12 protein-coding genes and 1 tRNA gene are annotated in these 11505 nt (G+C 63.6%); 7 read left to right on the forward strand and 6 right to left on the reverse strand.

The features are described 5' to 3' along the window. Positions 1 to 46: 46 nt before the first annotated feature. From BLQ01_RS01920 to BLQ01_RS01940, 5 genes are all read right to left on the reverse strand, one after another. Positions 47 to 796 carry a GNAT family N-acetyltransferase gene (locus BLQ01_RS01920; RefSeq protein WP_026539789.1) on the reverse strand — a complete coding sequence of 250 codons (750 nt, stop codon included), beginning with the start codon at positions 794 to 796 and terminating at the stop codon, positions 47 to 49. Between the two features lie 17 nt (positions 797 to 813). Then, positions 814 to 1839: a 6-phosphofructokinase gene (locus tag BLQ01_RS01925; protein ID WP_026539790.1), complete on the reverse strand. Its 1026-nt coding sequence runs from the start codon at positions 1837 to 1839 to the stop codon at positions 814 to 816. A 193-nt stretch (positions 1840 to 2032) separates the two neighbouring features. After that, positions 2033 to 2281 carry a PspC domain-containing protein gene (locus BLQ01_RS01930; RefSeq protein ID WP_026539791.1) on the reverse strand — a complete coding sequence of 83 codons (249 nt, stop codon included), beginning with the start codon at positions 2279 to 2281 and terminating at the stop codon, positions 2033 to 2035. 45 nt (positions 2282 to 2326) lie between these two features. After that, the gene (locus tag BLQ01_RS22580) at positions 2327 to 2560 is read right to left on the reverse strand and encodes a hypothetical protein (RefSeq protein ID WP_254779214.1); all 234 of its coding nucleotides are present in this window, start codon (positions 2558 to 2560) and stop codon (positions 2327 to 2329) included. 154 nt (positions 2561 to 2714) lie between these two features. Further along, on the reverse strand, positions 2715 to 4304 hold the full coding sequence (locus tag BLQ01_RS01940) for a PspC domain-containing protein (protein WP_175493319.1): 1590 nt from the start codon (positions 4302 to 4304) through the stop codon (positions 2715 to 2717). A gap of 125 nt (positions 4305 to 4429) precedes the next feature. Here BLQ01_RS01940 and BLQ01_RS01945 point away from each other — a divergent pair, with 125 nt between their 5' ends. Both BLQ01_RS01945 and BLQ01_RS01950 read left to right on the forward strand, forming a co-directional pair. Beyond that, on the forward strand, positions 4430 to 6190 hold the full coding sequence (locus tag BLQ01_RS01945) for an ATP-binding protein (protein ID WP_091549906.1): 1761 nt from the start codon (positions 4430 to 4432) through the stop codon (positions 6188 to 6190). Next, positions 6187 to 6861, forward strand: a complete 675-nt coding sequence (locus BLQ01_RS01950; protein WP_026539794.1) for a LuxR C-terminal-related transcriptional regulator — start codon at positions 6187 to 6189, stop codon at positions 6859 to 6861. The genes BLQ01_RS01945 and BLQ01_RS01950 overlap by 4 nt, the downstream gene beginning before the upstream one ends. A gap of 303 nt (positions 6862 to 7164) precedes the next feature. Here the strand turns inward: BLQ01_RS01950 and BLQ01_RS01955 are convergent, their stop codons facing one another. Next, a complete protein-coding gene (locus tag BLQ01_RS01955; protein WP_026539795.1) occupies positions 7165 to 8394 on the reverse strand; it encodes a pyridoxal phosphate-dependent aminotransferase in 1230 nt (409 codons plus the stop codon). Positions 8395 to 8646: 252 nt separating this feature from the next. Between BLQ01_RS01955 and BLQ01_RS01960 the strand changes: the two genes are divergently transcribed. The 5 genes from BLQ01_RS01960 to rplA all read left to right on the forward strand — a co-directional run bounded on the left by BLQ01_RS01960 (position 8647) and on the right by rplA (position 11452). Further along, positions 8647 to 8719: transfer RNA gene (locus BLQ01_RS01960), tRNA-Trp, on the forward strand. An 80-nt stretch (positions 8720 to 8799) separates the two neighbouring features. Next, the gene (gene secE / locus BLQ01_RS01965; protein WP_024817604.1) at positions 8800 to 9081 is read left to right on the forward strand and encodes a preprotein translocase subunit SecE; all 282 of its coding nucleotides are present in this window, start codon (positions 8800 to 8802) and stop codon (positions 9079 to 9081) included. A 114-nt stretch (positions 9082 to 9195) separates the two neighbouring features. Further along, entirely contained in the window at positions 9196 to 10050 is an 855-nt protein-coding gene (gene nusG, locus BLQ01_RS01970) for a transcription termination/antitermination protein NusG (protein WP_026539796.1), read from the forward strand. 130 nt (positions 10051 to 10180) lie between these two features. After that, complete coding sequence (gene rplK, locus BLQ01_RS01975; protein WP_011775609.1) at positions 10181 to 10612, forward strand: 50S ribosomal protein L11; 432 nt, start codon at positions 10181 to 10183, stop codon at positions 10610 to 10612. Between the two features lie 132 nt (positions 10613 to 10744). Then, a complete protein-coding gene (rplA, locus tag BLQ01_RS01980) occupies positions 10745 to 11452 on the forward strand; it encodes a 50S ribosomal protein L1 (protein ID WP_026539797.1) in 708 nt (235 codons plus the stop codon). The last annotated feature ends 53 nt before the right edge of the window (positions 11453 to 11505 follow it).

An 11505-nucleotide genomic window follows, 5' to 3' on the forward strand; every position in this document is an offset into this window, starting at 1 on the left:
AAGGAGCCTCCTTAGGGGCGTCAGTTGTCTTGGAACCTGGTGGGAGTCAGCCGAGAAGGACGCTCGCGTGGAGCCCGCCAGTGGCAAAGCCAAGGCTGCGGGCCATAGCGAGTGCTCCGGTGTTGCTGACATCTGCCTTCCATTGCAGGGTCAGCCCTGCGGCGAGCGCTTCGTGGGCAGCGATGGATGCAGCCAGTGTTCCCAGGCCCCGCCGACGCCAAGGGGGTGCCACCAACACACCCATGTTGGCCAGGATGCCTTCCCATTCGGTGTAGGCCCCGCAAGCCACGGGGGTGGGGGGAGCCTCGTCGGGGTGCATGATGGTGAACCGGTGTTCCAGGCCCTGGAGTCCCACTTCATTGACGTCATCCGGAGGACACAGCGACTCGAGGCTGATCGCTTCCGGGTTTCCCTGGGAGACGGTGAGGTCCTCGGAGGGTTGCTGCAACGGCAAATCGTCGGCGAAGAACAGGGCAGTCGATCCCAACCCGTGCCCTCCGTGCGACCGCGTCAGGGTCAGCAGCGTGACGTGTTGTGCCAGTTCGGTATCGGGAAGTCCGACGGCGGCGTCCAGGGCCCATTGCGGCCCCACCAGTGCTGAAACCCCGAAGAGCCTGAGGAACACCACGGCACTGGCGGATTCGTCCACGCGGGTGATCCGCTGTGCGGGGTCGCCTGCGTCCGTCGATGAGGCGGCAAGCCTGTCCGCGGCGGTGGCGAAAGCGTCGTCGTCGAGCCCCAAATGGCGAGCCCACGCCAGCTGGATGATGGCAGCGGACGTGGGCTCAAGAGTCATGGATTCAGCCTAGCCGACTAGCCGAAAAGCACTGACGCTTCGTCGTAGCGGTGCTGGGGCACGGTCTTGAGCTTGCCCAGGGCTTCCTCGAAGCCCACGTGGGAAATGTCCGTGCCCTTGAGGGCCACCATGGTGCCCCAGCGTCCGTCCACTACGGAGTCAATCGCTGCCATGCCGAGGCGGGTTGCCAGCACACGGTCGTAGGCGGTGGGGACACCGCCGCGCTGGATGTGGCCGAGGATCGTTGCCCGGGTTTCAATGCCGGTGCGGGCCTCGATCTCGGGGGCCAGCTGGTCAGCGATGCCACCAAGCCGCGGCCGCCCAAAGGTGTCCAGGCCGCGTTCGGAGTGCGGGGACTCCATGTGCTCGGGTACGAAGCCCTCGGCAACCACCACCAGGGGCGCACGGCCACGGTCGTGGGCTTCCTGGACCCATTCGGTGATTTCCTCGATGCTGACCTTCTGCTCCGGGATCAGGATGGCGTGCGCACCGGAAGCCATGCCCGAGTGGAGGGCGATCCAGCCAACGTGGCGTCCCATGACTTCGGCGATCATGCAACGGTGGTGCGATTCGCCCGTGGTGCGGAGGCGATCGATGGCCTCGGTGGCGATCTGAACTGCGGTGTCGAAGCCGAAGGTGTAGTCGGTGGCATCGAGGTCGTTGTCCACGGTCTTGGGGACGCCGACAATCTTCAGGCCGGCGTCGGTCAGGCGTTTCGCCGCTGCCAGGGTGCCCTCGCCGCCGATGGCGATGATGGCGTCGATGCCCAGGCGTTCCATGTGGGCTTTGATGACGTCCGGTCCGCCGCCGTTTTCGAACGGGTTGGTGCGGGACGTGCCCAGAATGGTGCCGCCCTGCTTGGCAATGCCGCGGACCATGGTGCGGGGGATGTCAATGACATCACCTTCCACAACACCGCGCCAGCCGTCCCGGAAACCCACAAATTCCTGGCCGTGGATGGCGATGCCCTTCAGGACTGCACCCCGGATTACTGCGTTGAGGCCGGGGCAGTCGCCACCGCTGGTAAGAATGCCAATTTTCATGTTTGCTCACTCATGGCTTGGAGGAATACGTGCAGAGCGCCACGCTGAGCTCCCCATGATTGTAGACGGGCATGTGGGGTGGGACACAAACGGTTACTTTTGAACCCGCCGGTGCGGTATTGGAAACATCGCCGAAAACGAAGGAAGCGCCCCGCCGGGAGACGGGGCGCTTCACAGGCTTTGTGACCGGCAGCTACCGGGAACGTTGGCTGATGAACGATTCCAGGGCGATCTTGTTGTTCTGGTCCGGCAGGAGCAGCCAGCCCAGGATGTAGACCACGAAGGCAGGGCCGGGCAGCAGGCAGAAAAGCAGGAATGCTACCCGCACATATGCCACGTCCACCCTGAGTTTGGCAGCGATTCCTCCGCAGATGCCGCCCAGCCAGCGCTGCGGTCCACGCTTCAGGCCGAAGCCCCTGACGATGCTGAAGAACTTGTCCATGGCTACAGACTTCCCTGTTGTGGTTGCTTTGTCACTTCGTAGTGGTCACTTTTTTGAACCCTTGCGGGCCGAGAGGAGTCCTCCGACCACCAGGGCCGCTCCTGCACCGATCATCAGGCCGATCAGCACGTACGTGCCGTTCAGTGTCACCCAGCCAAGCGTTGAGATGACGATCAGGGCAGCGAGCGCTATCACGATCAGCCCCCACACCACGGTGCCGATCCGGGCCTGCCGGGGCTCGTCGTCCTCTGCAGGCTCCACCTGGAAGCTTCGCTCCAACGGTGGCGTGAGCGGGATTTCCTGGAGTCGCGGTTTGGGCAAGGCCGGTGTGGGACGGGTTTCCTTCGGCAGGGACTCCGTGGGGGTCGTCTCCCTCGGCAGGGGTGCTGTGGGCTGGGTGTCGTCGCCTTTGCCGGATTCGTTGGTGCTCATGTCAGTTTCCTTCCTGGATGGTCACGTTGCTGAACGTGCCGTCGATTTCCACCACGAGGTTGGCGCCGGGCTTTCCTGTGTTGTAGAGCGTCCGCTCGTCCTGGAACCGGCCGCCGCGGTCCGAGCCGCGTTCGTTGAGGTTGCCGAACGTCATGTCTGCCCTGACTTCAACGGGAACGTCGTCGGGAATGATCACTGTGACGTTGCTGGCCGTTGCGTCCACGGGGATCTGGACTTCAGTGACAAGCGGGGGATTCAAGGTGATATTGCTCAGGTCCAACACCCCTTGGGCGCCGGTGACATTGATGCCCAGCCGGGCCTGGTCCAGACTGGTGGGCGCCCAGTTCACGTCGTGGAAGGTGAAGCGGTCCCCGTCCCGGGGTACCACGTTGAAGATTCCGCCGATGATCAGGGCAACGACTGCGAGGAATCCAAGGAAACCCGAAGTCCTGCCCCGGAGCCCTGCAACCAGGATGCCCAGGCCGAGGACTGCGGCGCCGGTGGCCCACACCACGGCGTTGGCGGAGTTGCCCAAGTCAATGACGTTGCCGGCGTCGAGGGCTTTCAACGTACCGCCTGCCAGCAACGCAGCACCGGCGGAAACTGCCACGATCGCAGCCCCGGGGCCCTTGCGCTTGGGGGCGGCAGGCTTGGGCTGCCAATCCTGCGGGCCGCTGGGGCCTTGCGGCGGGCGGGGGCCGGAGGCATTGGGCTGGCTGCGCGGCCCTGCCGGGGCGTATGCAGCTGAGGGGGTGTAGGGGCCGGGGCCGGCCGGAGTGTACAGGCCCGTCGACGGCACGGCGCCGGCACCATGTCCGTGGTGTTTGGTCCCGGGTTGGCCGGGGCCGTAGACAGGGACGCCGGTGTTGGCTGCGGCCGGGGCTCCATAGGCCGTAGAGGAACCGTAGGTGCCCGCCGGCCCATAGGCGGCCTGTGATCCGGCGGTGCTTCCGTAGGCGGTGCTTCCGTAGGCGGTGCTGCCAGGTGCCGCAGGGTATTGCTGCTGGCTCATCGGTGGTGTCGGGCTGCCCTTGGCCGTCTTGTTGCGTTGGACCAGGAAGTAGATGAGGTAAAAGATGCCGCCCATCCAGAACAGCGTCCAGAAGAGACCGGGCAGTCCATCCCATCCCCAGCCCCAGAATCCGCGGCCCAGGCTTGGAAGCCCGATGATCGTAGTGATCAACGCGCCTGTCATGCCCCCGGACCAGCGGCCCGCGGCGGCTTCCTGGACATGGATGCGCCCGTCAGGTTCAGGCAGCAGCGCCCAGGCGATGCCGTAAAGCAGCACGCCCACGCCGGCGAAGACCGCCAAAACGATGAAGATGCCCCTGACAATCAGGGGGTCGATGCCGAAACGGTGGGCAACACCGCTTGCGACGCCGCCAATCCAACGGTCCGGTCCGCGGCGGATGCCCTGGTTGCGGATCCAGTCGAAGAAGTTCTCCTGGGACGTTGCCGGGGCGGCGCCGGCCGGCGGGTAGCTGCCGGTTGCGGGACCTGTGCCCGCGGAAGTGCCGGCGGCGGGCTCATGCTGTGAGCCGGGGGTGCCTGGTGTTCCGGGTTCCTCTGGATTCATGCTGTTCGCGTTCATACTTCGATCCTGCCGTCCGGCCCGTCCTTCCCTCTACTGGGGGATACCCTGAATGATCCCTGAGTGGCCCCCGAACAACGCTGGTTTCCGGTCCGGGTCACCCTGATCCGTGTTTGGATTGGTACATGAGAACCGCTGTACAACGCCCCGTGCTGGTCCGCAGCAGCGACCGCATGATTGCCGGCGTCTGCAGTGGCCTCGCCGATCATTTGGGCTGGCCGGTCAAGTTTGTGCGGCTTGGCATGATCCTGGCGTGTTTCGCCGGCGGCGCAGGCGTGGCCTTTTATGCGTGGCTGTGGACCATGGTTCCTACCGCGGACGAGAACGCCAAGCGCAATGCCCGCCGCCCGGCGTCGCCCATTGCTCCTGCCGTGAGCCTGCCGCCCGCCGGTGGAACCCTGAATGCAGCTGGTAAGGCAGTTGCGTTCCCGCCGGGCGCGGTAAGCACCCAGCCTTCGAACGCGTACGACGCCGGACACTCACCGTCGGCGTCCGGAGCACCTCCGGTCTCCGGTCCTGTCGGTGGCCCTGTTCCTGTCGGTGGTCCTGTCGGCGGGCCTGTTCCGGTCCGTGGGCCGTTTCCACAGGTGGGCGCCGGGAATCCTGGCTTGGGTGGTTCCGCCACGGGCCACGGGCCATTCACTGAAGAAGCCGGCAATTCGGTACCCGGCGGCCTGGGCTCCAGTGGTTCGGTATCCGGCGGCCTGGGATCCGGCGTCGGTTCCGTTCCGGGGGGTGGCCCGGTTTCGGCTGATGAGCGCGCAGGATTCGGCAGTCCTTCGGCCGCCTGGGACTGGGCCGGCAGAAGCGGCGAGGGCACTTGGTCGTCATGGTTTTCCACGCGGCGCGTCCCGTACGGCAAGGAAATCCTGTTGGGCGCAGCCCTGCTCCTGGTGGCCGCCATCCTGATCGCACGCCAGTTCGGCGTCGAGGTTCCATTGGGGACCCTGATACCAGCAGCAGCTATCCTGGGCGGCGCGGCCATCGCATGGATGCAGCTGGATGAAACCCGCCGGGCCGGCCTGGTGGACAAGACGAAGGCCGATCAGGCCGGCGGCTGGGTCCGGCTGGCGGCCGGCTTGGCGCTGGTGGTGGCCGGTGTCCTGGTCATGGTGTCGGGCTCGGGCTCGTGGGAGCAGACGTGGCTTGCATTGCTTGCGTCGGTAGCAGTCCTCGGCGGCGTGGCCTTGGTGCTGCTTCCTTGGGGACTGAAGTTTTGGAAGGACCTGGAAACAGAACGGGCCGGCCGCATCCGTGAGACAGAGCGCGCCGAGATCGCAGCCCACCTGCACGATTCCGTGCTGCAGACACTGGCCCTGATTCAGCGCAGGGCAGGATCCGAACAGGATGTGGTGCGGCTTGCCAGGGCGCAGGAACGTGAACTCCGGTCCTGGCTGTTCAGTGATCCCGCCAAGGAATCCGGCCTTCTGGCCGACCGCATCAAAGCCGTTGCAGCGGAAGTCGAAGACTCCCAAGGCCACGCGGTGGAGGTCGTGGCGGTAGGTGACACCACCATGACCGAACGGCACGAGGCCATGGTCCAGGCAGCCCGCGAAGCGATGCTCAACGCGGCGCGGCACGGTGGTGGGACAGTATCGGTGTATGTGGAGAGCACGGCGGGCACTACGGAGATCTTCGTCAAGGACCGCGGCCCCGGCTTCGACCTCGATGCTGTTCCGGACGACCGGCTGGGTGTCAAGGAATCCATCATTGGCCGGATGAAGCGGCACGGCGGCACCGCCACCATCAACAGCAGCAGCGACGGCACCGAGGTCCGCCTGGCCCTTCCATCCGCCAATGGCGAGGCGGGCGACCAGCGGAACAGTGAAACCCGGAACAGTGAAACCCGGAACAGTGAAGCCCGGAATGGAGAAGCGAAAGCATGAGCACCAACCCCCAGAGTGGTCCAGGACGCAGCGTACGGGTGGTGATCGTGGATGACCACACCATTTTCCGGTCGGGGCTGAAAGCCGATCTCGATGCCCGCATGGACGTCGTGGGAGAGGCCGGAACGGTGGAGCAGGCCATTGAGGTGATTGCTGCAACCCGTCCCGAGGTGGTCCTCCTGGACGTCCACCTTCCCGGCGGACTGGGCGGTGGTGGACGCGAGGTCATTGCGGGATCGGCTGCTTTGCTGGGAAACACCAGCTTCCTGGCGCTCAGTGTCTCCGATGCCGCGGAGGACGTAGTCTCCGTGATCCGTGCAGGCGCCCGCGGCTACGTCACCAAGACCATTTCCGGCAAGGAGATATCCGACGCCGTCATCCGTGTGGCCGACGGTGACGCCGTGTTCTCACCCCGCCTGGCAGGCTTCGTGCTGGACGCGTTCGGCACCGCTCCGGCAGATATCGCGGACGACGAACTGGATAAACTCTCGGCACGCGAACTCGAAGTCATGCGGCTCATCGCCCGCGGCTACAGCTACAAGGAAGTGGCCAAGGAACTGTTTATTTCCATCAAGACCGTTGAGACGCACGTGTCGGCCGTCCTGAGGAAGCTCCAGCTCTCAAGCCGGCACGAGCTCACCAAGTGGGCCGCCGAACGCCGCCTCCTCTAACCGGACGCCTCCTCCAACGCTCGTTCACATCCCCCGCGGTGTACTCCAACGCCAACGCTCACTCACGTCTCCCGGGGTTTTTGGGGATCCTCGCTCACGTCCCCTGGGGTTTCTCGGGACCCTCGCTCACTTCCCCTCGGGGTTTCCGGGGATCCTCTCTCATGTCCCCCGGGGTTTTCGGGGATCCTCTCTCACGTCCCCCGTGGTTTCCCGGGACCCTCGCTCACGTCCCCCGCCTTAAAAGCAAACGCTCTTCCACCATTCACGGTGGAAGAGCGTTTGCGTTGGCTACTGGCCTACTGCCTACTTGGCCTTGCCCAGGAATTCCTGAATACGACGGACACCTTCGGCGAGGTCCTCATCGCCGAGGGCGTAGGACAGCCGGACATAGCCCGAGGGCCCGAAGGCTTCGCCCGGAACAATGGCAACTTCGACTTCGTCAAGGATGAGCGTGGCAAGTTCAGCCGAGGTCTGCGGCCGGACGGGACCGTTGGAGGTCTCGAATTCCTTACCCAAGAGTCCGCGGACGTCCGCGTAGACGTAGAAGGCGCCGGTCGGCGTCGGGCATTCAACGCCTTCAATGGCGTTCAGGCCGGCAACGATCGCTTTGCGGCGGCGGTCGAACGCAACCTTCATTTCATCGACGGCGGTCAGCGGCCCCGTGAGGGCAGCGGCGGCGGCGACCTGCATGATGTTCGAGACGTTGGAGGTGGCGTGCGACTGCAGGTTGGTGGCTGCCTTGATGACATCAGCCGGGCCAATCATCCAGCCCACGCGCCAACCGGTCATGGCATAGGTCTTGGCCACACCGTTGAGGATCACGACTTTGTCGCCCAGTTCCGGGGCTGCGGTGGCGATGGAGGTGAACTCAACGCCGTCGTAGGTCAAGTGCTCGTAGATCTCGTCCGTGACAACCCAAAGACCCTTGGAAGCGGCCCATTTACCGATCTCCGCAACCTGCTCCGGGCTGTACACGGCGCCGGTGGGGTTGGACGGGGAAACGAACAGCAGGATCTTGGTGCGGTCGGTTACAGCAGCTTCAAGCTGTTCGACGGTCACCAGGTATCCCTGTTCCGGTCCGGCGAAAACCTCAACGGGCACACCGCCGGCCAGGCGGATGGCTTCGGGGTAGGTGGTCCAGAACGGGGTGGGAATGATGACCTCGTCTCCCGGATCCACCAAGGTGGCGAAGGTGTTGTAGACGGCTTGCTTGCCACCGTTGGTCACCAGCACCTGGGAAGGGTCAACCTTGTAGCCGGAGTCCCGCAGGGTCTTCTCCGCGATGGCTTTCTTCAGCTCGGGGAGGCCGCCGGCGGGGGAGTAGCGGTGGTACTTCGGCTGGCCGGCAGCTTCAATGGCGGCCTGGACGATGTAATCCGGGGTGGGGAAATCGGGTTCCCCGGCACCGAAGCCGATCACGGGACGGCCCGCGGCCTTCAGTGCCTTTGCCTTGGCGTCAACGGCAAGGGTGGCGGACTCGGCGATGGCGGAGATTCGCTGTGAAATGCGGGCGGTAGTTGTTCCGGCAGACATCTATGTACCGTTCTTCGCAGGCAGCTCGTGGGCTGGATGATGGGATTCGACGTAAACTACCTTATGCTGTTCTGCGGACCTCCCGGGTGCCTGCCGGACTTTGTGACTGATAATGCTGGTCACAGGTTTTTGGGGCTGGGAGGACCGGAATTGAGCCGGTTCGACTATCGCGAAATTCTTGCGTAGACTGGTTCACCGGTGTTGAAAAGCACCACAGGCTGAAGTGCGGCCTGAAACATGGATTCGATCCATAGGGTAGTGGCGCAATTGGTAGCGCAGCGGTCTCCAAAACCGCAGGTTGCAGGTTCGAGTCCTGTCTGCCCTGCGCAAGCTGTCCCGGCGGAAACGCCGGGGCACGCGCAGCAACCATGGCTCTGATCAGAGTCGGGTCAACGACTTTGCAAGGTGAGTGAGGATCAGGTGACCGAAACAGCTGCCAGCAGCTCTAAGGGCCGTCCCGCCAAGAAAGCCGATCGCGGCTTCTTCGCCCGTATTGCTCTCTTCGTCCGCCAGGTCATTGGCGAACTGAAGAAGGTCGTTGCCCCCACCCGCAAGGAACTGATCAATTACACGCTCGTGGTGCTGGTGTTCGTGGCCATCATGATGCTCATCGTCACCCTTCTGGACCTGGCCTTCGGCACGGGAGTCAGCTGGGTCTTTGGTGGGTCAGGCGCTACGGACCGCTAAGCGGATCTGTCCGCAAACTGTGTGGAATTCCTTGGTTATTCAGGAATTGCGCGGGGTTTGCGGAATTGAGCCATTTAAATAGGCATGTTAGGCAATGAGGAAGCAGGAGACCAAGTGTCTGAGCAGGAGCTCGAGGTAAACGAGACTGAGCTGGAAGCAGCCGACGACGCCGCAGCTGAGGCTGTGGAAGAGTCCGAGGTTGATTCTGCTGCGCCCGAATCTGCCGACGCCGACGATTCCGAAGAGGACTTCGAAGCCGACGTGGACGACGAGTCCGATGATGCGTCCGGCGATGTCGCAGATGATGACGACGCTTCGGAAGAGTCCGACGGCGACGACCTCGCAGCCGCTGCTGCTGCAGCGCCCGCTGACCCGGCTGAAGAATTCAAGGCCAAGCTGCGCCGCCAGGAAGGTGACTGGTACGTCATCCACTCCTACGCAGGTTACGAGAACCGCGTAAAGGCCAACCTCGAGACCCGCATCCAGACCCTGGACATGGAAGATTACATCTTCGAAATCCAGGTCCCCATGGAAGAGGTTGTCGAGATCAAGAATGCGCAGCGCAAGGTGATCAACCGCGTTCGCATCCCCGGTTACGTCCTGGTCCGCATGGACCTGACGGACGCCTCCTGGGGCGCCGTTCGCCACACCCCTGGTGTTACCGGCTTCGTGGGCAACGCCCACAACCCCGTTCCGCTGCGCCTTGACGAGGTCTTCTCCATGCTCGCCCCGGTCTTCGAAGAAGAGCAGGCAGAGCAGGGCAAGCCGGTCAACAAGCAGAACCAGGCTCCCGTGGCCGTCGACTTCGAGGTCGGCGAGTCGGTCATCGTCAAGGAGGGCCCGTTCGAGACCCTTCCGGCGACGATCTCCGAGATCAAGCCCGAGTCCCAGACCCTGGTGGTCCTGGTCTCGATCTTCGAGCGTGAAACCCCGGTGACGCTCGCATTCAACCAGGTCACCAAGATCTAGCTGATTCCAAAATTTCGCTCCGGTACTGCCTGCTTAGCAGTTCGGGAGCGGCCGGCCGCCTCGCCATGGCGGCCAAAAACCTGGGACGCGCTCCTGTGCCCCAGGAAGCTATTGAGAGAAGGACCCTACATTGGCTCCCAAGAAGAAGGTCACCGGCCTCATCAAGCTGCAGATCCAGGCAGGTGCCGCTAACCCGGCCCCGCCGATCGGTCCTGCGCTTGGCCAGCACGGTGTCAACATCATGGAATTCTGCAAGGCGTACAACGCTGCAACGGAATCCCAGCGCGGAAACGTTATCCCGGTGGAAATCACGGTCTACGAAGACCGTTCCTTCACCTTCATCACCAAGACCCCGCCGGCTGCAGAGCTCATCAAGAAGGCTGCAGGCGTCGCCAAGGGTTCAGCTACCCCGCACACCGTCAAGGTTGCCAAGCTGACCCAGGCACAGGTCGAGGAAATTGCTTCCACCAAGATGGAAGACCTCAACGCCAACGACATCAAGGCTGCTGCCCTGATCATCGCCGGCACCGCCCGCTCCATGGGCATCACCGTAGAAGGCTGATTCCAGCTTCTTACCCGCCGGGCAACCGGCATCTGAAACATTTGAAATGTCGCAGGATCCTTGCCGGATCCACGACTGTGGCAGGGCCCAGCGCGGTCCGCAGACCACAACTGCACAAGGAGAAACAGCAGCATGGCAAAGCGCAGCAAAGCATATGAGGCAGCCGTAGCCAAGATCGAGGCAGACAAGGTCTACGCCCCGATCGAAGCCATCAACCTCGCGAAGGACACCAACCCTTCCAAGTTCGACGCAACCGTTGAGGTCGCTTTCCGCCTGGGCGTTGACCCGCGTAAGGCCGACCAGATGGTCCGTGGCACCGTCAACCTGCCGCACGGCACCGGTAAGACCGCCCGCGTCCTCGTTTTCGCAACCGGTGACAAGGCTGAAGCAGCAATCGCTGCCGGCGCCGACTTCGTTGGTTCCGATGACCTGATCGAAAAGATCGCAGCCGGCTGGACCGACTTCGATGCCGCAGTGGCAACCCCTGACCTCATGGGCAAGGTTGGCCGCCTCGGTAAGGTCCTCGGCCCGCGTAACCTCATGCCGAACCCGAAGACCGGCACGGTTACCCCGGATGTCACCAAGGCTGTCAACGACATCAAGGGTGGCAAGATCGACTTCCGCGTCGACAAGCACTCGAACCTGCACTTCATCATCGGCAAGGTATCTTTCGACGCCAACAAGCTGGCCGAGAACTACGCAGCAGCACTGGAAGAGGTTCTTCGTTTGAAGCCGTCCGCTTCCAAGGGCCGCTACATCCAGAAGGCTACCGTTGCCACCACGTTCGGTCCGGGCATCACCGTTGACCCGAACGTCACCAAGGTCCTCACCGACGCGTAAGCTTCGGGAGCATTGGCTCTGAGAAAAAGGACCGTCCGGCTTAGCCGGGCGGT

Origin of the sequence: Arthrobacter sp. UNCCL28, assembly GCF_900102805.1 — a bacterium.
In the GTDB taxonomy this organism is placed as follows: Bacteria; Actinomycetota; Actinomycetes; order Actinomycetales; family Micrococcaceae; genus Arthrobacter; species Arthrobacter nicotinovorans_A.

What these genes read in the sequence shown, in the direction of transcription:
- BLQ01_RS01940 (WP_175493319.1), bottom strand. Translation starts at nt 4,304, where the DNA reads ATGAACGCGAACAGCATGAATCCAGAGGAACCCGGAACACCAGGCACC.
- BLQ01_RS01930 (WP_026539791.1), bottom strand. Translation starts at nt 2,281, where the DNA reads ATGGACAAGTTCTTCAGCATCGTCAGGGGCTTCGGCCTGAAGCGTGGA.
- rplA (WP_026539797.1), top strand. Translation starts at nt 10,745, where the DNA reads ATGGCAAAGCGCAGCAAAGCATATGAGGCAGCCGTAGCCAAGATCGAG.
- BLQ01_RS01945 (WP_091549906.1), top strand. Translation starts at nt 4,430, where the DNA reads ATGAGAACCGCTGTACAACGCCCCGTGCTGGTCCGCAGCAGCGACCGC.
- BLQ01_RS01955 (WP_026539795.1), bottom strand. Translation starts at nt 8,394, where the DNA reads ATGTCTGCCGGAACAACTACCGCCCGCATTTCACAGCGAATCTCCGCC.
- BLQ01_RS01950 (WP_026539794.1), top strand. Translation starts at nt 6,187, where the DNA reads ATGAGCACCAACCCCCAGAGTGGTCCAGGACGCAGCGTACGGGTGGTG.
- BLQ01_RS01925 (WP_026539790.1), bottom strand. Translation starts at nt 1,839, where the DNA reads ATGAAAATTGGCATTCTTACCAGCGGTGGCGACTGCCCCGGCCTCAAC.
- BLQ01_RS01920 (WP_026539789.1), bottom strand. Translation starts at nt 796, where the DNA reads ATGACTCTTGAGCCCACGTCCGCTGCCATCATCCAGCTGGCGTGGGCT.